Origin of the sequence: Undibacterium sp. FT79W, assembly GCF_014284215.1 — a bacterium.
Classification (GTDB): Bacteria; Pseudomonadota; Gammaproteobacteria; order Burkholderiales; family Burkholderiaceae_D; genus Undibacterium; species Undibacterium aquatile.
The window spans coordinates 406,607-430,302 of sequence record NZ_JACOGB010000003.1 but is presented as its reverse complement, the minus strand read 5'-3'; the positions used below and the strand labels follow the sequence as shown (position 1 = coordinate 430,302).

Sequence of the window (23,696 nt, the reverse complement as noted above, 5' to 3'; positions counted from 1 at the left end):
GCGGTCCCACATGAAAAATCATCATGAGTCTATACTGGAGCAAGCTTGTACACACCCTGACACCGTATGTGCCGGGTGAACAACCCAAGCTGCAAAATCTGATCAAACTCAATACCAACGAAAACCCGTATCCGCCCTCACCGAAAGTGCTGGCCGCGATTACGCAAGCCACATCCGGCGATCTGCGTCTGTATCCTGATCCGGGCTCAGACCGTCTGCGCGAAGTGATTGCTGATTATTACGGGGTCACACCGCAACATGTGTTTGTCGGTAACAGCTCAGATGAAGTGCTGGCGCACACGTTTCAGGCGCTGCTGAAGCACGATAGCGCCTTGCTGTTTCCTGATATCACTTACAGTTTTTATCCGGTCTATTGCGGCCTGTACGACATCGCGTACAAAACCATTCCGCTGAATGCGCAATTTCAGATTGATGTCGAAGATTATGCACGGGCAGATGGCAGCGCGATTATTTTCCCGAACCCGAATGCACCAACCGGCTGCGCGCTCGGTCTGGCAAAAATCACTGAGTTGCTGAAGAATAATCCGCGCTCAGTTGTGGTGGTGGACGAAGCCTATATTGATTTCGGCGGCACCTCGGCGATCAGCCTGGTAGCGCAGTTTCCGAATCTGCTGGTAGTGCAGACCTTATCAAAATCGCGCTCGCTGGCGGGCTTGCGGGTAGGGCTGGCGGTTGGGCATCCTGATCTGATCGAAGCGCTGAACCGCGTCAAAAACAGTTTCAATTCTTACCCGTTAGATAGGCTTGCGGTTGCCGGTGCGATTGCGGCGTTTGAAGATCAGGATTATTTCAAACTGACCTGTGATGCCGTCATCAACACGCGACAAAAGCTCACGGCACGTTTGCAAGAATTAGGATTTGTGGTGTTGCCATCAGCAGCCAATTTTGTGTTTGCGCGTCACCCTGAATATGATGCGGCAACACTGGCGCAAGACCTGCGCGCGCGGCATATCATCGTGCGCCATTTCCGTCTGCCACGGATAGAACAATTCCTGCGAATTTCCATCGGCACCTATGCGGAATCGCAATTGCTGATCGAAGCGCTGGAAGAATTGCTGGCGTAATCATTCGCTACTGCATCTACCGCAACGAGCCAGCAAAAGACAATGCAAACAAAAGCGGCGTGATTTCCTTATTCAGAAATCACGCCGTTTTTTTTAGCGATGGCGAACAGGATGCCCGCCAATGCTGCTTTTTTAATCAGGCCAAAGCGACATCACCAGTTCTTCAATATTATCCGGGTTGCTGATTTTCTTTTTCGCAGCAGGCCAATCAGCTGGCTCGGGTACAGGTTTTCTGGTGAACACCGGCGTATCGATCGCCATCTTCATCGCAAACACAAAGATGCCGGTTTTTACATCTGGTGGCGGCAGTTTCTGCACGATATCGTAAATCTGATTATCAAAATATTCGTGCACCGTTGGCGTCATATCCAGCCACGAATACGTCGCGCCATCAGAGCGAATCGCGATCACAACATAACCCGTGCTGGGTGCAACTTTCGATTTTTTGAACGCTTTGTAAATCTGCGATTGCAGCGCCCGTGTATAACGGCCAAGGCTGTCCACATTGATGCCTTTTTGTTGCAGCACGCTTTCTGACTGAAAGAAATAAAACGCATCAAACCGCACATCTGCGGCCGACGCCAGCGTCGACAAACTCAGCAATACCGCTGCCAGCAGCCATCTCATGATGTCATCCTCATTTATTCACAAACACGCCTGCCGTGCGGTTTTTTTGCACATCGTTCCACGGGAACACTTTGCCATTCATCGCCACATGCACGCCGGGCGGCAGCAATTGCGCGGCGGCACAGGCAAAACCCAGATTGAATAAGGCATCGGAATTCGCAATTTCATACGGTATCATCGCGCCGGTAAACACAATGGTTTTACCCAGATTCGCCGCGCCCAATACTTCGGCGGTTTCACGCATGGTGTCGGTGCCGTGAATAATCACGATCGCTTTTTCCGATGCGGCCTGGCACGCCGCTAAGATGGTCTGACGGTGGCTGTCATCCATATCCAGCGAATCCATCAACATGCAGATGTCCAGCTCGACTGGCACCGTCAGCCGCGCGCGGCGTATCACTTCCGGCAAATGGCTGTCGGCAAAACTCAGCTTGCCCGCGATTTCATCATAATGTTTGTCAAAAGTGCCGCCGGTGGCGAGGATACGCAAGCTCATGGTGTGCCGGAAAAATGAAGTGTCAGAGGCTGTCATTGTAACGCGCCAGGCGGCGCGCTGAAAGCTGCTACACTTGCGCCTCATCATCGCTGACCTGTTTTTTCTGTCCCTCGCACCATCATGAAAACGATCGCCCCCGGCACTGTTATCTTTCACCGTCATCGCGGCTACGGCGTGCTGACGACAGTGAATCTGCTGACCGGCTGGGTCGCCGCCCGCTTTGGCGATGAAAAGCGTACTCTTGATCTGAACTTATCCACAGACGAAATTCAGCATGCCGACGGCAGCGCGATACTATTTCGGCGCGACCCGCCGGAACGCATGCCGCACGCGCGCCTGATGGCGATGGTGCGCGACTTGCACGCCGCCGGTTATCAAAAACTATATCTGTATATCTGGCCGAAAGCCTCTGGCCTGCATTGGCGCTGGCAGTTATTCACAGGCACGCGCAACTGGATGCAACGCCCGTGCCGCGAAGGCTGGTATGGTTCCGGCGCTGACTATATTTTTAATCCGGTGATGGGCTGGGGCGACGCGCCTGGTGCCAGCAGCGCCGAACTGTGTCAGGCGCTGGCCCAGTTCGACCCCGCCGGGTTGGCGCAGGCATTGGGCCGCGACGAAGATCACAGCGCCTGGTTTGCCGACGTCTGCGATGCGCTGCTGCCCGATTACGCCTACAGCCTCGGTGCCGACACTGCCGACAACCCGCTGCCGCTGTATCTGCCCGTCATTGGCGTGCGCCAGCGCCAGCCCGCGCTGGAACGGCAATTACCCTATCCGCCCGGTTGGGAACGCACCTGGAGCCCCGACAGCCTCGCCCGCCGCCACCAGCAACGCGCCGTCGTGCGCCACGATGTGATTCCGTCCGGCTGGAGCCTGCCCATCGATTTTTAAACAGTGTCTGCAGATATACTCCCCCCTGTTTTTAACAAAACACCCCAAATCTCAGCATAAACATTGGGCTGTAAAATATACTGGGGGGAGTATTTTCAGCGTCTGTAGCGGCCTGATGGCCGCACAATGACTGGCACTATCGGCACCACCGAGTACACAACAATGAGCACAACAATGCAGGCCAAGATGTAAGCGCGGCAAAAACCGCAGCCACCGCCACTGCCAATAACGCCATATTCAGCAGCATCCCCGTCAGAGGACGACCTCTGCGGTTCCGATTTTTTGCAGGGACGACCCTGCCGCCGCACAAGGAACACAACATGAACTGGCTTATCCTCATCACCGCAGGCTTGTTTGAAATCGTCTGGGCGATCGGCCTCAAATATACCGAAGGTTTTTCCCGCTTCTGGCCCAGCGCGTTGACACTGGCTGCGATGGCAGTGAGCGTGGGCTTACTCGGTATCGCCATGAAAGCCCTGCCGGTCGGCACCGCCTACGCAATCTGGGTCGGCGTCGGCGCCGTCGGCACCGCGATTTTTGGCATCCTTCTGTTCGGCGAACCCTCCAACCCGGCCCGCCTGCTCAGCCTCGCCCTGATCGTCTGCGGGATCATCGGCCTGAAACTCGCCACGCCTGCCTGAGTTCACCATCCGAAATGCGCCTGTGCATAACAGCGGATTTACGCACAGGTGCATCGGGCGATTGCGAGTGATTCATCCTCTAAATGACAGACGAATTGTCCGAATTCTGCATACTCCCCCCAACTTTTAAGAAAACACCCAAAATCCCGTCACGAACATTGGGCTTGTAGAGATACCCCCTGGGAGTATGTTTTCTGCGTTTTGAGGATGTGGGGACGCGGTGGATTGGATTACTGACGCCAGATAGGTAACGCTGGCATCAGTTGATGTAGTTATTTTTGCGGGAAGGTTGGGGATTTGGGGTCAACGCTCCGCTAACCGGCGGCTTGTTAAGAATGATCATCAACTCGTTGAAAAAGACTAACTTGAACCTTGCCATCTGTTTTTGACTGCATGACAACCCAAAACTGAAGATTTTCTTGTACTAGTTGAGCTTGGTGGTGATTAAGGAGGTTTTTTATTTTTTCAAACCAAGCAGGTACCACCTTTAAAAAATCATCTATGTCTTTGGAAGCAGCAAATGGGTTTTGAGCGTGAAGTAAACCGCCACACCTATCATAGATGTTCTCGAAATCTCTTCTTGTAAGAAATCCAGATTTGATAGGTTTGATTTCCATCACCTTTCCTGTTGCTTCCTCCAGTATCTGAGTGCTTGGAGATGGGTAAAACTTTGGGTTAATTTCTTCAATACTTTGAAGAATTCTTTTGGCATGCCAGTCTTTGGCAAAGTTGGCTCTGTTTTTTGCATATTCTTCTTTGTTAGCTACGAGAGATGCGAGAGCAATAAGCTCTAAAATCTTTCTAACCTGAAGGCAGATTGACTCAGCTGTCGTTTGTTTATACAAGGCATTGCATCGACCATCAAGAAACGCCCGAATTACTTCGGATCGTTTCTTTATTTCTTCCATGCATTCCGCATATTTTTCTATATATTGCTGGTCTATCATGATGCTTAACTTTTAGTTAGTTTGACAAAAATTCAGCTTAACTTGGAATGTTATAAAAGACAATTTTCTTCAAATGCCTTGAAATCCGCATACTCCCCCCGTTTTTAAGAAAACACCCCAAATCCCTGCATGAACATTGGACTTGCAGACATACCCCTAGGAGTATATTTTGCAGGTTTCGAGGGCATCGGACGCAGCAGATTAGATCGCCGGGCTCGTCTTGCTGCGCCGCGCTAGGACCGTGGCTGTGCCTGTGTCAGGCCGGCGGCAGTGCCTGCAGCATGGCGACGCGGTTGCCTTCGGTGTCGAGGAAGGAGACATAGGTGCCGACGCCCGGGATATTCATGGGTTCACCGAGTATGCTGCCGCCTGCGCTGATCACTTTGGCGATGGCGGCTTGCAGGTTATCGACCGCGATGACCACCGATGGCTGCTGCGCCGGGCTGTCCGGTGTTTTCTCGAAAAAGCCGCCGTTGATGGTGCCTGGCTGAGTAGGTCGTCCATCGGCGGTTTCGCAGGTGTTGGCAACGACGTAATTGTTCATCGCGGGGCCCAGCGCCTGTGTCTGCCAGCCAAAGACGGCGCTGTAAAATTCCGCCACGCGGGTCGCGTCTTGATACGGCATTTCAAAGTGGACGACTGGATTCATCTTTCGCTCCTTCGCTCAAAAGGCATTTGTGATCGTGAGGTTTTTACCGCGGCGCATTTGACATGAGGCCTGACCCGCAAAACCAGCGGACGGCAAACCGCCGCTATCTGGTGATACTCTGAATTTGCAGCTCAGGTTTGTTTCAGAACGGGTTGCGGCTGTTAATCAGGCAGCCGGACAACCAGTTCCATTTCCACCTGCAGATCCGGTGCCGCCAGTGCCGCCACGCCGATGCCGGTCACACAGGGTTGCGCGCCTTCAAAGGTGGCCAGAAACGGTGGCATCAGTTCTTCCATGCGTTCAGGCGTCAGGTTGACCAGATAAACACGCGCCAGCACCACATCGTGCGGCGTGGCGCCGACGGCGTCCAGTGCGGCTTTGGCATTCAGCGCGACGAGCTGCATTTGCTCGGTCAGCCCGGCTGGCACCGGCTGACCATCTGCCCGCCACGCGACCTGGCCGGAGATATACGCCATGCGTCCCGGCGTAACGATGGATATTTGTGAATAGCCCATATCGCCGGCGTTTGGCAAGGTCGGTGGGTTCAGGCGGACGATGGATTGCGTCATGGTTACTCCAGAGGGTAAATTTCAGAGGGTGTCGGGCGCATCGCTGCCCCGGTGTGTGGCGCACGCTCAGTGGGTAACCGGGCGCGCGCATGGTGCTGCCATTACTTCATTTGCGCTAATGCGCCGTGCAGATCAGCGTTGCCCCAGTGCTCGGCATACTGGCCGTTACTGATGCGGACGATGTCGGTCACGTTAATGCGGATGCGGCGCCCGGTCGCCGGAACGCCGAGAAACATGCCCTGGTGCGTGCCGGAAATCGTCTTGCGGGTGACGACTTTGTCGCCTTCGGCGATCTGATCGTGTAACTCGACCGTCAGATCGGGCAGGGCTGGCCGCAGGATGTTAGTAAAAAACGCAGCGCAAACTTCGCGCCCATTGGGCGTGCCAGGTGGCGCAGTATGGTTGATGAAATCAGCAGCCACCAGCTTATTGAAGGTCTGCATATTGCCTTGCTCAATGACTTCACGATTGAAGCGTGCGACGATTTGTTTGTTTTCAGGAAGAGTATTCATAGCAATATCGACATTAGTCAGCTCGAACCTTGATTGAATTTGACAAAAATGTAGCTTAACTCTGGGTGCAAAAAAGACAATTTCCCCCATTGCCTTGTAAGCGACATGGAAACTTGCTGCAAACAATTATACTGTATTTATATACAGTGCAATTGTATGAACAAAAATCATCATCACACCACAGGCAAACAGCCCGCATTCTGCATACTCCACTTAGTTTTTAAGAAAACGCCCTTAATCTCAGCATAGACATTGGGCTTGTATACATACCCCGGGGAGTATATTTTTGGCGTTTTGAGGGTGTGGGAGGCGGTGAAATGGATCACCAAGGGCAGATGGGTAATGCCGGGGTCAGGCTGATGCGACGGTTGTTGAAGGAAACTTGAGGCTTTGGAAAAGAACGTTTGAGTTCAACGGCAGAGGCGACAGAGCGACACCGTGCAAAGTTAACTTGCCGAGTTACGGCAAGGTTTAACGAACAGCGCCATGCAGCATTGAAAAGACAATCGCCAACAGGATCAGGAAGGCGGCTGAGTCCAGAAAGTCAATTTCTTTCAGTCCAAAGACCGAGGGCAAAACACGATTCCAACAACTCTTGAAAGTCCAGACGAGCAAAGCAAGCATTAATGGCCCGATGACCAAAAATGGAATCGTGTGAACAGCAAATTGCACAACAGAATCAGACATTAAACTTCCTTTTTTTGATAATAGAAACTCCGGCCACTGTTCATTTAATGTGCAACGGGTGAATTGACGCACAGATACATGCTCTAACGTAGAGCTAACCGGCGCTGCGCGGCTTTATCGCGCAGCGTCCAGCGACCGAAGGGAGCGAGGTTGAGCGCCAGGTTAGTAATCATTTTTCCAGCTTACCCTTGCAAAGGCGAACAAACTCTTCGTACTTTGGGACAAACAACGACGATTTTTCGTTGAGAAACTTAGCGTCTTCGATTACAGATGCTGGTCTGGGTTGCCCCGTGGCTCTTTGTTGATCGGAGAAAACAGAGAACAGATCCCCACTTCTGAGCGGTACTGTACGGCAGGCAATTTCCTTGGCTAGTTCTGATGCCAGCGAATAGATGGCTTTCCTTTTTGCTTCCAATTCTTCGTCAAGAAACTCTTTGTCCACACTGTCCCACGTCTCCACAAATGAATATAGCGGAGCCACATCGGACTTTGAGAACGAACCTCCGAAGTCATGCTCTTTGAAAAATCTGGCGGTCTGATTTGGCGGGAGCAAATCTGTAAACGCCCGAAAAAGCTCTTTGTCATGCGGAGATGCGCTTTTTTCAGGTGCGACAAGTCGGGCGCGTAGAGGGTCTTTCGCAAGTACGATACCCAACGCCGCAATAAAAGCCAAAGCTGGTTCAAAATCGGGTTGGTCGGCAAAGTAGCCTTTGAGAAACCAGGCCTCAGTTCCGACTAGAGCAGCCAAAGCAAAAAAGTCTTCGATAAATTTGCGCATGTGTCAGGTTGATTTCTAACGTTTGAGGTAAGAGGCGCGCAGCCGGCTTGCAGGCAGAGCGTTCCACTTGACCGAGGGGTTAGGGGCGCCGGCCACAGACGAGACTGACTAAGAAACTGCCAACACCCCAACCAATAAGATAAATACCTTTTTGAATAAGAAGAGTGAGGTTGTTCGCGATGTCGCCAATGGTCTTGGCCGACTTTGGATCAGGAAAGAAAAAATAAATGACAGCAAGCCCGGCTACAACTGACACAACCCAAGAAATAGTCTTGTCTTTGAGCACGAAACAGACTGATCCATAAACCACTGCACCTGCAAGAGCCGCATATAGAAGGAACTCGTTTAGCAAAATGAAACCTCTGTTGGTGTTGTTAATGAAAGATGCGACTTATATGGTAAGAAAAAAGTTCCTAACGTGTTTTAATTTTCATTTTGCAACATTAACCGTTAGTGATCAAACTGTCAACATGTTGCAATCCTCTTGAAAATCGCATTAATATTGACTGAATTTGTTTGTACTGATAATTAATACAGTATAAACAAATGAACAAATGAACAAAAGCATCATCCCTCAAAAACCGCGCTTGCTGGATCAGGTGCGCGAACGTTTGCGTTATCTGCATGACCGCTAATCGACTGAAAAAGTGTGCATGTACTGGATACGTTTTTTCATGCGCTCGTTAAAAATCAGACGTTCTGCCGCCACATCGCGCACCGCCGCTGATTGTGGACATATCCAATCTTATCCACACCCCACCTTCACCCCTGCAATAAATTGGTCGGTGTTCCGGCGGCGAAATTCAGGATGTTTTGAAATGCGGCGGCGAAATAGAGTTCGTAGCTGTCTTGTTCGACGTAGCCGATGTGCGGTGTCACGAGGACGTTTTCACGGTGTAGCAGCGGGTGGTTTTGCGGTACGGGTTCGGTTTCAAAGACGTCGATGGCGGCGAAACCGGGGCGGCCAGCATCAAGCGCGTGGACGAGGGTGTCCGGTGCCAGCAGTTCGGCGCGGCTGGTGTTGACGAACAGGGCATCCGGTTTCATGCGGGCCAGATCGTCTGGCTGCACGATGCCACGTGTGGCGTCATTCAGGCGCAGGTGCAGGGTGACAATATCGCTGTCGGTAAAAAATGCCTCGCGCGAAGCAGCGGCCTGATAGCCATCCTGCAGCGCTTGTGCGCGGCTGGTTTCACTGCCCCAGACCGTGACGTGCATGCCAAACGCGGCAGCGTAACTGGCGATGCGTTTGCCGATTTTGCCGTAACCCCAGATGCCGAGGCGGCGTTGTTTTAACACGCGCCCCAGTCGGTTGCGCTCCGGTTGGACGGAAGATGCCTGCCAGGTTCCCTGTTGCAGTAAAGACGAGTAATTAGTCAGGCGGCGCGAGGCGGCCATGATCAGCGCCCAGGTCAGCTCGGCGGGAGCGGTGGCGTCACCCACGCCTTCAGCAATGGCGATGTTTTTCTCTCTGGCGGCGGCGAGGTCGATGTGGCCGGCGACTTTGCCGGTTTGTGAGATGAGTTTTAAATTCGGCAGGCGTTGCAGCAGGGCGCGCGGAAAGCGGGTGCGTTCGCGGATCAGCACGAGTGCATCAAACGGGGCGAGGCGTATCGCCAATTGGCCTATACCGACGGCGCTGCTGTTGAATACTTTGACTTCATGGTCTTTGAGCATGGCAAAGCACTGGCAATGCCGCACGACATCCTGGTAATCATCGAGGATGGCAATCTTCATGATTTTTTTTCCTTATAGAGCGCCACTGTTGAAACAGTTTCACTTTCAAAAACGGTACTACTGTGATAATAAATCTGATGTGAACTGCACCCAAATGGGCGCGTCCGTGTAGAATATCCGGTTACGTAGCTTTTTGATTCTTCCGTCCGCCTACCGCGCCGACGCAAGCTGGCATCGGGATCATCGTCCCGGTGGCCTATTATCCGACAGAACCGCCGCCATCGTGTTCGCCTTGCTGGAGCTGGGAATTGCCCCATTCGTGCTCGCATCGCCTGACTTTCTAATGACGACCCTGCCGCGCTGCTACCCCGGTTTTTTTATTGCAATCTTATTGGAGTCAGTATGAGTCAAACAACCGCCAACGACATCGCGGCCATCGGTGCAACAATTAATGCGCCCGCTTATGTCAAACATCAGAAGCTGATCAGCTGGATCGCTGATATTGCTGCGCTGACGAAGCCAGACAATATCGTGTGGTGCGACGGCACACAGGAAGAATATGATCGCCTGTGCGCGCAAATGGTTGCCAGCGGCACCATGAAAAAACTGAATGATGCAAAACGCCCAAACAGCTATCTGGCGTGTTCTGATCCTACCGATGTGGCGCGTGTGGAAGACCGCACTTTCATCTGTTCTGAGAAAAAAGAAGATGCGGGCCCGACCAACAACTGGATGGCACCGGCAGAAATGCGTGCGACGCTGAACCCGCTGTTCGATGGCTGCATGAAAGGCCGCACGATGTACGTGGTGCCTTTCTCTATGGGCCCGCTGGGTTCACCAATCGCGCATATCGGCGTTGAATTGTCTGATTCGCCGTATGTGGCAGTGAACATGCGCATCATGACGCGTATGGGCAAAGCGGTGTATGACGTGCTGGGTACAGATGGCGATTTCGTTCCTTGCGTGCACACCGTCGGCGCACCGCTGGCAGCTGGTCAGCAAGACGTGGCGTGGCCATGCAATGCGACGAAATACATCGTGCATTATCCTGAAAGCCGCGAAATCTGGTCGTTTGGTTCTGGTTACGGCGGCAATGCGCTGCTGGGTAAAAAATGCTTTGCGCTGCGTATCGCTTCGACCATGGGCCGCGATCAGGGCTGGCTGGCAGAACACATGCTGATTCTGGGCGTGGAATCACCAGAAGGTAAAAAACATTACGTCGCAGCGGCGTTCCCATCGGCTTGCGGTAAAACGAATTTTGCGATGCTGATTCCAGCAATCAAAGGCTGGAAAGTGACGACGATCGGTGACGATATTGCGTGGATCAAACCAGGTAAAGATGGCCGCTTGTATGCGATCAACCCGGAAGCAGGTTATTTCGGCGTGGCACCGGGCACCAACACGGCAACGAATTCAAATTGCATGGCATCGCTGACAGCCAACACTATTTTCACTAACGTCGCGCTGACTGACGACGGCGATGTCTGGTGGGAAGGCATGACGAAAGAAGCGCCAGCGCATCTGATCGACTGGCAAGGTAAAGACTGGACGCCAGCCATCGGTAAAGAAACAGGCCGTAAAGCGGCGCATCCAAATGCGCGCTTCACTGTCGCTGCAACACAAAACCCTGTGATCGATGCGGCATGGGATGATCCTGCTGGTGTGCCAATTTCTGCATTCATCTTTGGTGGCCGTCGTTCAACGACAGTGCCGTTGGTAACGGAAGCACGTAACTGGATCGAAGGCGTTTACATGGCGGCGACCATGGGCTCTGAAACTACTGCGGCGGCGGCTGGTCAGCAAGGCGTGGTACGCCGTGATCCATTCGCGATGTTGCCATTCATGGGTTACAACATGAGCGACTATTTCCAGCACTGGCTGGATATGGGTAAGAAAATCGATGCGATCGGCGCGACTTTGCCATCGATCTACTGCGTGAACTGGTTCCGTACTGATGAAAACGGCAAATTTGTCTGGCCAGGTTTCGGCGACAATATGCGCGTGCTGAAATGGATGCTGGAACGTATCGAAGGCAAAGCGAATGGCGTGGAACACGTCTTTGGTGTGACACCGAGCTTTGATGATCTGAACTGGGATGGTCTGGAATTCACCCAGGAACAATTCAATACCATCACATCGATCGACGTCACCGCGTGGGAAGAAGAGCTGGTGTTGCATACCGAGTTGTTTGAAAAACTGGCTTACCGTTTGCCGGCAGAACTGGAAGCAACTCGCGTTGCTTTGAAAAACCGCCTGAGCATGTAAGTTTGTCAGCGCAATAAATTCAGCCCGGTAAAAATGCGCGACGATGTCGCGCCTTTTTTATATCGATGCAAATCAAGCTGCGAGTAGTGTTTATCCGTTTTGACCTGAGCAGCGCAGCAAAAATACTGACGCTAACAATCACGCCGACAGCAGCAGAGCACGTAAAAAAAGCCGCTACGAATCAGCGGCTTTTTTGAGACAAATCGGGTCGGTCAGCGAGCAATTAACGTACAATTTTCGGCAGTTGTGGTGCTTTGACCGTTAAGCCATTCTGCACGGTGACGTCATCAGACACTTGCTGTATCGCTGCAATAGTGATGCCCTGTGTACGACGCTTCAACACAGCAGGTTTGCTCAGGCTGCGTGAGATTTTCTGAATCACAGGCAACGCCATGTAAGCCAGTGGAAATGCGATAGGCCAGGTCGTCAGCCATGCTTCCATCCACGATGCGAAGAAGTCGTTAGTCAGACCAACCCACAACAAACGCAAGATGGCGGTGACGATCAAAGTCAGCAAACCTGTCATCAGCAGACTTGGCAGCATTGATGCCAGACTTCTGGAACCAGCGACTTCACGCGGTGTTGTACGCTGGTAAGCTGGGGTATAGGCAGACATGGTTAACTCGCTGTACACTGGGCTATGTTGCATTGCAAAATTGTTGATTAACCGCGAGCCGCAAGTGCGCGCAGCTCAGCGGCCATGTTAGGCGAAGTGCTGTCGAGTTCGTTGGCGATATTGCGAACGGCCAGCATGCTGCGCAAATTGCGCATGGCAGATTTTTCTTCGCGTGTTTTGTTTGGGAATACAGCCAGCTTCAATGCGCGCAACATGCCTGTAATCAATGGCTTAAAGACCAATAACATTGTGGTCAGGATGCTCAGGCCAATCAAAGGACGGGCAGCGGCAACCAAAGCGCTGATAGCAACTTCGGCAACAGGGAGTGCACTGGTGGCAGGGAAAGCGATATTGAGGAAAGTCATGATGATCTCTACTTTTATTTACATTTGGGAGTAATCAGATCATATTGCATTGCAACATATAATTCTAATTTCGATTTCCTATAATCAATATATTGTTTGTGAATAATTGCAGATAACGATATTAACGGAGGCAAACAACATGAACTTTTTGACACTGGATCTGAATTTATTGCGGGTGTTTGATGCGGTAATGATTGAGCAAAACCTGACCCGCGCAGCAGATAAACTCGCAATGACCCAGCCCGCCGTGTCAAATGCATTGAAACGCCTGCGCCATTCACTGAACGATGAATTACTGATACGCACCGCGTATGGCGTGAAGCCGACTCCGCGCGCCGAGGCATTGTGGCCAACCATACGGCAGGCCTTGTCCAGCCTGGAATCAGCCATTGCGCCCGGTGCCTTTGATGTCTCACAGGCGCAGCTGACGTTTCGCATGGCGATGGCAGATGCTACTGCAGCACTGTGGATGCCAACGCTGGTGCGCTCTATTCAGAATGACGCTCCCGGTATTAACGTCCGCATGATGCCGCTGACAACGCGCGAACCCCGCCCTATGCTGCTACATGGTGATATCGATATTGCGGTCGGTTTTTTTCCAGGCGTCGTCGCTCAGCTTTCCGGAAGCCAGACCGCTGGCAACAGCGCCATCCGCCATGAACGGCTGTATTCTGGTCACTATGTCTGCGTGATGCGGCAGAATCATCCACTGGCGGGGAAAACCCTGACGGTCGATGATTATTGCGGTGCCAATCACTTGCTGGTGAGTTTCTCAGGACGGGCCCATGGGCTGATTGATGAAACTTTGAGCAAAATGGGGTGTGAACGACGTATTTTGCTGACCATCAACCAGTTTTTTACAGCAGGCCGCGTGGTTGCGAATTCTGACTTGCTGACGGTGTTGCCAAGACACCTGATTTCAGCCACTGGCATGACCGACGCGCTGATCTGGACAGAATTGCCGTTTGAAACCCCGGCGGTACATATCGATATGTTGTGGCATGAACGCGATGCCCGCAATCCCGCGCATCAATGGCTGAGAAACAATCTGATCACGATGACGCATTCCAATCTGATCCCGGAATTGCAGCAGGACAAACAGGAATAACTGAAAAGTATCTTATTGTTCTTTCTGATTGCTAAGCGGATTGAAACTTGTTAGGCTGCTTCATCTGTTTAACAGTTTTTTACATTCCGCGTTGATTTTTCGCTTCGTTTCCGTATAGCGACTTACCCGCCCAGAAAGATGCATACAGCCCGCTATCGCCGATTTTTTATTTTCGCCTTGTTGCTGTTATCTTTTTTACTCAAAGGATTAACAGCGCAGGCGGCAGTGACTTTGCTCGAAAAAGGCGAACAGAAAATACCTCTGCATAATAATTTTCTATTATTTGAAGACACCACTGGCAAGCTTGATATTCAGGATATTCTGTCACCGGAGATCGCGCGCCAATTCAAACCACTGTCAAAAAATCTGAGCGCAGGTTATTCCGAATCGGCATTCTGGCTACGTCTGGATTTACAAAGAAGCAGCGCCGACAGCAATAAGATGTGGTTGCTGGAAATGATGCCCATTATGCTTGACGATATCCGCATGTATCGCCGCGGCAAAGACGGCAGCATGGAAATTCAACGGGCGGGTGATCACATTGCTTTCTCACAGCAGGAAATCCGGCACCACTATCCCATTTTCAAACTTTATCTGCAGGATACAGAAACGACGACGGTGTATTTACGGATACAAAGCACTAGCTCCGTCTTTTTCCGCGCAGTATTGTGGACACCGAATAAATTCACAGAGACCTCTGACTACATCGCCAGCCTGATGGGTATTTATTATGGTGTGATGCTGGCCATGATTATCTACAACGCGATATTGCTGATCACTTATCGCGATATTTCCATGTTCTATTACCTGCTGCTGTCATTCGGAACCTTGGCTGCCGGTATGAGTATCAACGGCCACATAGGCATGTTTATCGCCCCCGACTGGCCTTGGCTGGTCGACATCATGCCGGCACTGTTACCACAATTAATTATTCTCGTCTCATCGTTATTTATCAGCAGTTTTCTGCGGCTCAAAGAAACGATGCCATTTTTCTACAAGGCATTCAAAATCATGCAGGTCATGGTGCTGATTTTTATTGCCCTTATTCTGGCTGGATACAACACGACCATTGCTGAGTTTGTGCAATTAGTCGGATTGGTTCAGGTCATCTTTTTTTTACCGATCTGTTTTTTGGCAGGTCTGCGTGGGTACCTGCCGGGGTATATCGTTTGTGTTGCGTCTGTTTCCTGGGTCGTCAGTATTTTTCTCCTGCCTTTACGCAATCTCGGTATTCTGGAATCCAGCTGGATCACAGATTACGGTTTCCAGATCGGTTCTGCAATGGAAGCGATCTTGCTGGCATTAGCACAGGCTTACAGAATCAGTCTGATTAAAAAAGAAAGCGTCGATATACAGCGGCAGTTGCTGAAAATTTCGCAGCAGGCTGAATATGAGCTGGAAGCCAAAGTGCAATTGCGAACCGCTGAACTGGATGATGCGGTTCAACGCATGAAACTGCTGGATAAAGAGAAAGACGACATACTCGGGATTGCGGCACATGATCTCAAAAACCCATTGACCAGCATTATTGGCATGAGTGATCTGCTGCGTAAGATGCGCCATCAGATTTCCGAAGAACAGCAGCATCAGTATCTGGAACGTATCAGTAACAGCGGTCAGCGGATGATGCATATCGTCACCAATCTGCTGGATGTGAATGCGCTGGAATCAGGACACTTTCATTTGTCGGCACAAACCGTCGATTTCGGTCAGTTATTAAGAGATATCATTCAGCAATATGAATCGGCACTGAAAGCGAAAAATCTGCATACCGTTGTGGATATCGACAGCAGTGTTTTCGTTACCGCAGATCTGAATGCCTGCATACGTATTTTCGATAACCTGCTTTCAAACGCGATCAAATTTTCTCCGACAGAAAAAACAATCTGGCTGACAATCAGTCAGCACAATGGCAGGGGCCGGTTCGAAGTGCGCGATGAAGGGCCGGGTTTATCCGGTGAAGATCAGCAACATTTGTTCACGAAGTTTTCAAAATTATCGCCGACACCAACGGCTGGCGAACATTCCAGCGGGCTGGGTTTATCCATCGTTAAAAAACTCAGCGAAGCACAAGATGGCTGCGTCCGTTGCGTCAGTACGCTGGGTGCTGGTACCAGTTTCATGGTCGAATTACCGCTGGCGGCGGTATCTCCGTCACAGGTGCAGGTTCTGACCGGCACTTGAACCAACGAATGAACTAGCGGATCAAATAACCGACTATCCGTGTAGCTGCATCTGTATTTGCAATTCACCTTACAATCACGGCTGCTCGCCAATTTTCCATTTACTTTCCATTGTTATCATCATGTTCACAGGCATAGTACAAGGTATCGCCCGCATCGCAAGCATCAACGACAAACCGGGCTTGCGCACGTTTCAGATTGAGTTTCCCGATGGCTTTGCGAACGCACTGGAAATCGGCGCCAGCGTTGCGGTTGATGGTGTTTGCCTGACCGTCACGCAATTGCATGGTGAGCGTGCAGCAGACTTCGACGTGATGCAACAAAGTCTCACGATCACCACTCTCGGCAGTTATGCCGAAAACAGCCGTGTCAACGTTGAACGTGCTGCCAGAGACGGCGCTGAAATCGGTGGACATCCTTTATCCGGGCATGTCGATTTCACAGCGCACGTCGCCCAGATCCGTGAACTGGAAAATAACTACGTGATCCGTATCGCGGTTCCGCCGGTCTGGTTGCGTTACATCTTCGCTAAAGGCTACATCGCCATCAACGGTGCCAGCCTGACGATTGCTGAGGTCAACCGCGATGAAGCCTGGTTTGAAGTTTGGCTGATCCCGGAAACATTGCGCATGACGGTATTTGCAGAGAAAAAGGTAGGTGCTGCTCTGAATATAGAAATCGAGCGCAGCACTCAGGTAATCGTCGATACGGTGCGCAATATACTGAGTGAAACGCTGGGGCCCTTGCTGCCCGCACTCGAATCGCTGCTGCAACAACAAGGCGTCAGCAGCGCGCAATTGTTGAACACTATCAAAGCAGAAAAGTGACAGGCAGAACGCATTTCATCTGTCGCGGTGAAATGCGTTCTTTCGGTTGATGACGAATTCATCTTGCATAGAATCAGTCATCACACCATTTGCAGGTTAAGTCGAACAGACGACGCTTGTCACTATTTTTTCGGCGCTGCTGGCTTACTCAGCCATTGCACTGCAAGGATGCTTAACAGCACCATCAATAATCCGGCCAACGATAACCCGCGTATTGTTTGCCCGAGAAAAATCCACCCCAACAATACTGCAGTCAAAGGACTAAACAGTCCCAACGAAGATATGGCCACTGCCGGTAGCCGTGCAACACCGCGGAACCACAACACATACGCGAACAAGGCTCCGATCACACACAGATAGGCATACCCAGCGAGATTCACCGGCGTCAGTACCGGTAATGGCGGATCAAACAAACAGGCAAGTGGCAGCAATATTAAGCCACCCAGAAGCAATTGCCATCCGGTGAATGCCAGCACTGGTAAGGCAATGTTCCAGCGCCGCGATAAATAAGTTCCCACTGCCATACAGGCCGTTCCTGAGAGTGCCGCTGCAATGCCAACCGGATCCCAAACAGAGCCTGGCCCCAGTAATAATGCAGCCATGCCGAGAACACCGGTGATCGCGGCGAAAATCACTGGCATACCTGGCTTACGCTGATCAAACGCCCATACCAGCACGATCATCAGTAAAGGTTGCAAAGCGCCGACCACGGCTGCTAAACCACCGGGTAAGCGATATGCAGCGATAAATAATAAAGCCTGGAAAAATCCTATATTCAGTGCGGCCAGTAACAGTAATCGTGGCCAGGCAGAAAATCGCGGAAGACAACGCGTCATCAACAACAGCAAAATACCCGCGGGTAGCACCCGTATCAGCGCTGCTGTAAATGGGCGATCCGGCGGTAAAAATTGCGTAGTGACGATGTACGTGCTACCCCAGATAACCGGCGCGAGCGCCGTAACTAAAATGTCGCCCCAAGCGACAGAATTCGCGGAAAATTTTTTCATTATTTATCTTCAATTCAAGATAAATAATCTTATCACAAAGAAGACAAACAGAAGATATATAATCTTGATATCAAGATAAATGAAGGAACTAGAATGACTCAAATTCAATCAGATACCGTTGATGCAGTATTGGAACAATGGCGCAATGAAAGACCTGATCTGGATGTCAGCCCCATGGCAATTATCGGCCGACTCGGGCGTTGTACAGCGCTGTTACGACCGCAGCTGGACGCTACATTTGCAGAGTTTAACCTCAGCGCCTGGGAGTTTGATGTGCTGGCGACACTACGTCGTTCAGGTAAGCCATTTCGCCTGACGCCAACAGCCTTATTTTCCAGCATGATGATCACTTCCGGTACGATGACGCACCGCCTGCAAAGTCTGGAAAACCGCGCACTGATCAAGCGTCTGCCAAACCCGGCTGATGCCCGCAGTATGCTGGTGCAATTATCCGCCAGTGGCCTGAAGCTGATCGATCGCGCTGTCGCAGCGCATGTGGAAAATGAAAGACGGATACTGGCACCGCTGAAAGCGAGCAGTCAGGCAGCGCTGAATGCGCGTCTGACGGAATTGCTTGCAGTGCTTGAGGAACTTAACCAGCAATAACAACGCAGCATGAAAATTGGCCACCTGCGTCAGGTGGCCAATTTTTTTAGAGCGTTTGTATGTGGCGGGTTATCCACTTATCGTAGTGAACCCATTACCGGCATGATACCGGCAACAGCAAGCCACTTATTTGATCGGCAGACAGCTGGTATTTTTAACTTCTTCCATCACTGCATAGGTATGCGTTTCGCGTACACCATTTAATTGCAGCAAAGATTTACCGAGAAAGTCGCGATAGGCGTTCATGTCTTTCACACGGGCTTTGACCAGGTAATCAAAACCACCGGCAACCATGTGGCATTCCAGTACTTCGGGAATTGCCTGCACGCCGCGGCGGAACGCATCAAATACATCGGGAGTGGTTCTGTCGAGCACAACTTCGATGAACACCAGCAAAGCCACATCCAGCAGATGCGGATTGAGTTGTGCTGTGTAACCAAGAATGTAGCCGGACTCCTGCAATTTACGCACGCGTTCTAGGCAGGCTGCCGGGGATAGGTTAACCCGTGTCGCCAGTTCTACATTACTGATACGGCCATCGTTTTGTAATTCGGCCAGAATTCTTTTACTGATTTTGTCTAGCATAAGAAGTCAAAAATTGATCAGAGTGGTGATTAATAATATTCGGGATTATTTTCTCACAAAAAAGAAAATTTCGATATGAGTTCTATTTTCCAGAATTAATCATTGAGCAGCGTCGATACAATGAAATCATATTTGTTTTTATTATTTCTATATGACTGCGACCTCTGTGACTACATCTACATCCCCGTTTGCGGCACTGCATGCCGAGCTGTTAGTGAATATCAGCCCACTCAGAAATGCAATTACCAACGCTTACCGTCGCAATGAAACCGAGGCTGTGCAGTATCTGCTGTCACAAGTTAATTCTTACCCCTCGTTACAAAATAATGTTGCAGAACTTGCGCAAAAATTAGTCAGCTCAGTACGTCAGCAACGCACGCGTGCTTCCGGTGTCGATGCGCTGATGCATGAATTTTCTTTGTCGTCCGAAGAAGGTGTCGCACTGATGTGTCTGGCCGAAGCGCTGTTGCGCATCCCTGACCATCAGACCGCAGATCGCCTGATTGCGGACAAAATCAGTAAAGGCGACTGGGCAAAACATCTGGGCGAATCACCGTCTATGTTCGTCAATGCTGCGACCTGGGGTTTGCTGGTGACAGGAAAACTGGTGGCAACCAATAGCGAACAAGGCCTTGGCGCTGCGTTGACGCGTCTGATTGCCAAAGGCGGCGAACCTTTGATCCGTAAAGGTGTAGATCTCGCCATGCGTATGCTCGGCAATCAGTTCGTCACTGGGCAAACAATAGAAGAAGCGCTGAAAAACAGTCAGGAAAATGAGAAACGCGGTTACCGCTATTCGTATGACATGCTGGGTGAAGCAGCACTGACCGCCAAAGATGCGGCCTATTATTATCAGTCTTACGAAACCGCGATTCACGCGATCGGTAAAGCCTCAAATGGTCGCGGCATCAAAGATGGCCCGGGTATTTCGGTGAAATTGTCGGCCTTGCATCCGCGTTACTCGCGTGCACAACGCGAACGCACGATGACGGAATTATTGCCGCTGCTGAAAAATTTATTGATGCTGGCAAAGCACTACAACATCGGCCTGAACATCGATGCGGAAGAAACCGACAGGCTGGAATTATCGCTCGATCTGATGGAAGCACTGGCGTTCGATCCCGACCTGAAAGGCTTTGAAGGCATAGGCTACGTGGTGCAGGGCTATCAAAAGCGCTGCCCGTATGCGATTGATTATCTGATTGATCTGGCGCGCCGCAGCGGCAGCAAATTTATGGTGCGTCTGGTGAAAGGCGCTTACTGGGATGCCGAAATCAAACGTGCGCAAGTCGATGGCATGAGTGATTTTCCGGTCTACACACGTAAGGTGTATACCGACTTATCGTATCTGACCTGTGCGCAACGCTTGCTGGCAGCGACCGACGTGATTTATCCACAGTTCGCCACGCACAACGCACTGACGCTGGCGACAATTTATACCTGGGCAAAAGAAGCAGGCGTGACGGATTATGAATTCCAGTGTCTGCACGGCATGGGCGAAACTTTATACGATCAGGTTGTCGGTAAAGATAAGCTGAATAAGCCTTGCCGTATCTATGCACCGGTGGGTTCGCATCAGACTTTGCTTGCCTATTTGGTGCGTCGCTTGCTGGAAAACGGCGCCAACTCGTCGTTTGTGAATCAGATCGTCGATGAAAGCGTGTCGATTGAGTCACTGATCGCGGATCCGATTGCGATTGCGCGCGATCTCGGTGGCAAGCCACATGCAGGTATTGCCCTACCACGCGAATTGTTTGGTCATGAACGTCAGAATTCTGCCGGTCTGGATTTTTCTAATGAAATCACGCTGCAGGAAATATCGAAAGAATTCAACAGCGCCGCCAGCCAGTTCATCGTTGCCACGCCATTATTAGCCAGTGACAGCAGTGCCATCGTACAGCGCGATGTACGCAACCCGGCCTGTCTGTCTGATACCGTCGGTGCGGTGATTGAAGCCAATACGCAAGACGTGCAACAAGCCTTGTACACAGCAGAACACTACGCACTGGAATGGCAAACGACCGCCCCATCGATCCGTGCGGCCAGCCTGAAAAAAGCAGCTGATTTACTGGAAGCAAATACACCTGAGTTCATGGCACTCGCCATACGCGAAGCGGGGAAATCGCTGCCGAATGCAATTGCAGAAGTGCGTGAAGCGGTCGACTTTTTACGCTATTACGCAGCGCAGGTCGAATCACACGCCGATACCAAAGCACTCGGTCCGGTAGTTTGTATCAGCCCGTGGAATTTTCCGTTGGCGATTTTTATCGGTGAAGTCAGCGCAGCTCTGGCGGCGGGTAATGTGGTGTTGGCGAAGCCTGCAGAACAGACGCCATTGATTGCGTATCGCGCGATACAGCTGTTGCACGAAGCAGGCATCCCCCGTGCAGCATTACAATTTTTACCTGGGACTGGCGAAGTCGTCGGTGCGCAACTGGTTGCAGATGCCCGCGTCAAAGGTGTTATTTTTACAGGTTCAACCGAAGTCGCACAGATCATCAACCGCACCCTCAGCAAACGCGCGGTCGCTGAAGGCATCGATATACCGCTGATCGCAGAGACCGGCGGCCAAAATGCGATGATCGTCGATAGCAGCGCTCTGCCTGAACAAGTCGTCAACGATGTCTTGACCTCTGCCTTTGACAGTGCAGGTCAGCGTTGCTCAGCACTGCGTATTTTGTGTCTGCAAGAAGATATCGCTGACAAAACGATAGAAATGCTGCACGGTGCGATGCAAGAATTACGTATCGGTCAGACCGATCGCCTGGCAACCGATATCGGCCCCGTCATCGATGCAGAAGCGCAAAACAATTTACAACGGCACATCGATGCGATGCGTGGCCTGGGCAAATCGGTATTCAGCCTGACACTGCCGAAAAGCTGCCAGCAAGGCACCTTTATCCCACCAACGGTTATAGAAATCAGCAATCTGGCCGAACTGCAAAAAGAAGTATTCGGTCCGGTACTGCATATTTTGCGCTTCCGCCGCGATCAGTTGTCCGAACTGATTGATCAGATCAATGGCACAGGCTTCGGCCTGACGCTGGGTGTGCATTCACGGATTGATGAAACGATTAATTTCATCACCAGCCGCGCTCATGTCGGCAATATTTATGTGAATCGTAATATCGTCGGTGCGGTCGTCGGCGTGCAACCGTTTGGCGGCGAAGGTAAATCCGGCACAGGCCCAAAAGCCGGTGGTCCGCTGTATCTGAAACGTCTGCAACGCAAGCCGGATATCAGCCTTGGCGGCCACACCGTCTATGAGCGACAAGAACCTGCTGCGCTGAGCACCTTACTCGTGTGGGCGAAAACCCAGCACATGCAGGAACTGGGCAATCTCGGCGAACAATACAGCCATCAGACGCCATATAAGATCACGCAAGTGCTGCCAGGTCCAACAGGCGAACGCAATACTTTATCGTTTGTACCGCGTGGTCGTATCTATTGTGCGGCCAGCAGCCTGCCGTGCCTGTTGAATCAGCTTGCAGCGACACTCGCAACCGGTAACACTGCGGTTTTGCCACAACAGGCATTGATGCTGTTGCCAGCCAGTTTTCCGGCAGAACTGCGGCAGCAGATCATCAGCGCTGAAGTGCAGGATTGCGGCGCACAGATTGCATTGGTCGAAAGCAGCTTGCTGAATATTTACAAACCCGTCTTTGCGGCGCTTGACGGGGCGATTGCATCCGTGATCGAGACAACGCATGCCGCGGAGATTCCACTCTGGCGTTTGGTCGCAGAGCGGGCTTTATGCGTCAACACGACAGCAGCTGGCGGTAATGCCAGCCTGATGGCGATGGCGAGCTGATTGCGGCCTGATCATCATTTGCAAAAAGCCCGCTGATGTGCGGGCTTTTTTTTGCGCTGCATTTGCTTAGGATGTTGTGCAGTGCTTTGCTTTGCTTTCTACTTTGCCTTTTGCTTTACAAATACGCGGCCGGTGACGTTTTGAGCGGTGCTGGCAGTCTCAGGACAAGCGATAGCGTCCACGTACCAGAAATTGTCCAAATCCCTGGCTAAGCCAGAATGCAGATGCCTGCGCGTCTTCGGCGAGCCAGTTGACTTCGATGCTGCCAAGTTTCTGCGTTTCTGCATACGCTCTGGCAGCTGCAATCAGTTTTGCACCAAATCCGCGCCGCCGCTGTTGCGGATGCACATCCAGATCCAACAGGTATAAATACGGAACTTGCTTAAATTCAGCTTCGGGAGTGGCGATTTTTGCCGTCAGATAGGCCAGTAAGCTTGCTGTGGCGGCATCAAAGATCCCCCAGCCTATACAAGCCTCAGAGGCCAGATCGCCCGCGAGCGTCGCCGCATAGGCTTGCTGAGATACTTGCGGTAAGTAAGCGGCTTCTGTTTTTCCACTTTCTGCTGCTCCCGTCAGCCAGAGGCATGCAATATGTGTCGCGTCGGCAGCATCGAGAGATCGTAAATACATAAATTGTCAGCGAAATAAGCGTATTCCAACGGCCAGAACCGGCTTTCAGCGATAAAAAATACTGGGGGGAGTATATTTTAAAGTCCAATGTTGACGCTGAGATTAGAGCCGAAATTAATGATACTCCTCCG

At 51.4% G+C, this 23,696-nt stretch carries 23 protein-coding genes; 9 read left to right on the top strand and 14 right to left on the bottom strand.

The features are described from left to right. Nucleotides 1–23: 23 nt before the first annotated feature. Nucleotides 24–1,085 (top strand): histidinol-phosphate transaminase, encoded by a 1,062-nt coding sequence (hisC, locus tag H8K38_RS07335; RefSeq protein ID WP_186884136.1) that lies wholly within the window; start codon nucleotides 24–26, stop codon nucleotides 1,083–1,085. Nucleotides 1,086–1,217: 132 nt separating this feature from the next. Here the strand turns inward: hisC and H8K38_RS07330 are convergent, their stop codons facing one another. Both H8K38_RS07330 and H8K38_RS07325 read right to left on the bottom strand, forming a co-directional pair. Further along, nucleotides 1,218–1,712, bottom strand: a complete 495-nt coding sequence (locus H8K38_RS07330; protein WP_186884135.1) for a hypothetical protein — start codon at nucleotides 1,710–1,712, stop codon at nucleotides 1,218–1,220. A gap of 10 nt (nucleotides 1,713–1,722) precedes the next feature. Then, nucleotides 1,723–2,208, bottom strand: coding sequence for an asparaginase domain-containing protein (locus H8K38_RS07325; protein ID WP_186884211.1), 486 nt, complete (start codon nucleotides 2,206–2,208; stop codon nucleotides 1,723–1,725). 120 nt (nucleotides 2,209–2,328) lie between these two features. Here H8K38_RS07325 and H8K38_RS07320 point away from each other — a divergent pair, with 120 nt between their 5' ends. Together H8K38_RS07320 and sugE are read left to right on the top strand one after the other, a co-directional pair. Continuing rightward, complete coding sequence (locus H8K38_RS07320) at nucleotides 2,329–3,102, top strand: L-asparaginase (protein WP_255422861.1); 774 nt, start codon at nucleotides 2,329–2,331, stop codon at nucleotides 3,100–3,102. Between the two features lie 320 nt (nucleotides 3,103–3,422). Beyond that, nucleotides 3,423–3,743, top strand: coding sequence for a quaternary ammonium compound efflux SMR transporter SugE (gene sugE, locus H8K38_RS07315; protein WP_186884134.1), 321 nt, complete (start codon nucleotides 3,423–3,425; stop codon nucleotides 3,741–3,743). A gap of 329 nt (nucleotides 3,744–4,072) precedes the next feature. On the opposite strand, the gene H8K38_RS07310 is transcribed toward sugE, so the two are convergent. From H8K38_RS07310 to H8K38_RS07280, 7 genes are all read right to left on the bottom strand, one after another. Continuing rightward, complete coding sequence (locus tag H8K38_RS07310; protein WP_186884133.1) at nucleotides 4,073–4,690, bottom strand: hypothetical protein; 618 nt, start codon at nucleotides 4,688–4,690, stop codon at nucleotides 4,073–4,075. A 256-nt stretch (nucleotides 4,691–4,946) separates the two neighbouring features. After that, nucleotides 4,947–5,339, bottom strand: a complete 393-nt coding sequence (locus H8K38_RS07305; protein ID WP_186884132.1) for a VOC family protein — start codon at nucleotides 5,337–5,339, stop codon at nucleotides 4,947–4,949. Between the two features lie 161 nt (nucleotides 5,340–5,500). Beyond that, the gene (locus tag H8K38_RS07300; RefSeq protein ID WP_186884131.1) at nucleotides 5,501–5,908 is read right to left on the bottom strand and encodes a RidA family protein; all 408 of its coding nucleotides are present in this window, start codon (nucleotides 5,906–5,908) and stop codon (nucleotides 5,501–5,503) included. A 101-nt stretch (nucleotides 5,909–6,009) separates the two neighbouring features. Then, the gene (locus H8K38_RS07295; RefSeq protein ID WP_186884130.1) at nucleotides 6,010–6,420 is read right to left on the bottom strand and encodes an ester cyclase; all 411 of its coding nucleotides are present in this window, start codon (nucleotides 6,418–6,420) and stop codon (nucleotides 6,010–6,012) included. A 471-nt stretch (nucleotides 6,421–6,891) separates the two neighbouring features. After that, complete coding sequence (locus H8K38_RS07290; RefSeq protein ID WP_186884129.1) at nucleotides 6,892–7,107, bottom strand: hypothetical protein; 216 nt, start codon at nucleotides 7,105–7,107, stop codon at nucleotides 6,892–6,894. Nucleotides 7,108–7,276: 169 nt separating this feature from the next. Further along, nucleotides 7,277–7,885 carry a hypothetical protein gene (locus tag H8K38_RS07285; RefSeq protein ID WP_186884128.1) on the bottom strand — a complete coding sequence of 203 codons (609 nt, stop codon included), beginning with the start codon at nucleotides 7,883–7,885 and terminating at the stop codon, nucleotides 7,277–7,279. A 762-nt stretch (nucleotides 7,886–8,647) separates the two neighbouring features. After that, a complete protein-coding gene (locus H8K38_RS07280; RefSeq protein WP_186884127.1) occupies nucleotides 8,648–9,622 on the bottom strand; it encodes a D-2-hydroxyacid dehydrogenase family protein in 975 nt (324 codons plus the stop codon). A gap of 342 nt (nucleotides 9,623–9,964) precedes the next feature. Here H8K38_RS07280 and H8K38_RS07275 point away from each other — a divergent pair, with 342 nt between their 5' ends. After that, nucleotides 9,965–11,827, top strand: a complete 1,863-nt coding sequence (locus H8K38_RS07275) for a phosphoenolpyruvate carboxykinase (GTP) (RefSeq protein ID WP_186884126.1) — start codon at nucleotides 9,965–9,967, stop codon at nucleotides 11,825–11,827. 223 nt (nucleotides 11,828–12,050) lie between these two features. Here H8K38_RS07275 and H8K38_RS07270 read toward each other — a convergent pair whose 3' ends face one another. Both H8K38_RS07270 and H8K38_RS07265 read right to left on the bottom strand, forming a co-directional pair. Continuing rightward, a complete protein-coding gene (locus tag H8K38_RS07270) occupies nucleotides 12,051–12,443 on the bottom strand; it encodes a DUF2798 domain-containing protein (protein WP_186884125.1) in 393 nt (130 codons plus the stop codon). A 47-nt stretch (nucleotides 12,444–12,490) separates the two neighbouring features. Then, the gene (locus H8K38_RS07265; protein WP_186884124.1) at nucleotides 12,491–12,808 is read right to left on the bottom strand and encodes a hypothetical protein; all 318 of its coding nucleotides are present in this window, start codon (nucleotides 12,806–12,808) and stop codon (nucleotides 12,491–12,493) included. 139 nt (nucleotides 12,809–12,947) lie between these two features. Between H8K38_RS07265 and H8K38_RS07260 the strand changes: the two genes are divergently transcribed. The 3 genes from H8K38_RS07260 (at nucleotide 12,948) to H8K38_RS07250 (ending at nucleotide 16,926) form a co-directional block, all read left to right on the top strand. Next, complete coding sequence (locus H8K38_RS07260) at nucleotides 12,948–13,916, top strand: LysR family transcriptional regulator (RefSeq protein WP_186884123.1); 969 nt, start codon at nucleotides 12,948–12,950, stop codon at nucleotides 13,914–13,916. Nucleotides 13,917–14,054: 138 nt separating this feature from the next. Further along, nucleotides 14,055–16,100, top strand: a complete 2,046-nt coding sequence (locus tag H8K38_RS07255) for a sensor histidine kinase (RefSeq protein WP_186884122.1) — start codon at nucleotides 14,055–14,057, stop codon at nucleotides 16,098–16,100. Between the two features lie 121 nt (nucleotides 16,101–16,221). After that, complete coding sequence (locus tag H8K38_RS07250) at nucleotides 16,222–16,926, top strand: riboflavin synthase subunit alpha (protein ID WP_186884121.1); 705 nt, start codon at nucleotides 16,222–16,224, stop codon at nucleotides 16,924–16,926. Between the two features lie 122 nt (nucleotides 16,927–17,048). On the opposite strand, the gene H8K38_RS07245 is transcribed toward H8K38_RS07250, so the two are convergent. Then, complete coding sequence (locus H8K38_RS07245) at nucleotides 17,049–17,933, bottom strand: EamA family transporter (RefSeq protein WP_186884120.1); 885 nt, start codon at nucleotides 17,931–17,933, stop codon at nucleotides 17,049–17,051. Between the two features lie 93 nt (nucleotides 17,934–18,026). On the opposite strand from H8K38_RS07245, the gene H8K38_RS07240 reads away from it, so the two are divergent. After that, entirely contained in the window at nucleotides 18,027–18,539 is a 513-nt protein-coding gene (locus H8K38_RS07240; RefSeq protein ID WP_186884119.1) for a MarR family winged helix-turn-helix transcriptional regulator, read from the top strand. Between the two features lie 126 nt (nucleotides 18,540–18,665). Here the strand turns inward: H8K38_RS07240 and H8K38_RS07235 are convergent, their stop codons facing one another. Continuing rightward, nucleotides 18,666–19,124, bottom strand: a complete 459-nt coding sequence (locus H8K38_RS07235; protein ID WP_110254407.1) for an Lrp/AsnC ligand binding domain-containing protein — start codon at nucleotides 19,122–19,124, stop codon at nucleotides 18,666–18,668. A gap of 151 nt (nucleotides 19,125–19,275) precedes the next feature. Between H8K38_RS07235 and putA the strand changes: the two genes are divergently transcribed. After that, a complete protein-coding gene (putA, locus tag H8K38_RS07230) occupies nucleotides 19,276–22,935 on the top strand; it encodes a trifunctional transcriptional regulator/proline dehydrogenase/L-glutamate gamma-semialdehyde dehydrogenase (RefSeq protein ID WP_186884118.1) in 3,660 nt (1,219 codons plus the stop codon). Nucleotides 22,936–23,094: 159 nt separating this feature from the next. Here putA and H8K38_RS07225 read toward each other — a convergent pair whose 3' ends face one another. Beyond that, a complete protein-coding gene (locus tag H8K38_RS07225) occupies nucleotides 23,095–23,565 on the bottom strand; it encodes an N-acetyltransferase (RefSeq protein ID WP_186884117.1) in 471 nt (156 codons plus the stop codon). Nucleotides 23,566–23,696: the final 131 nt, after the last annotated feature.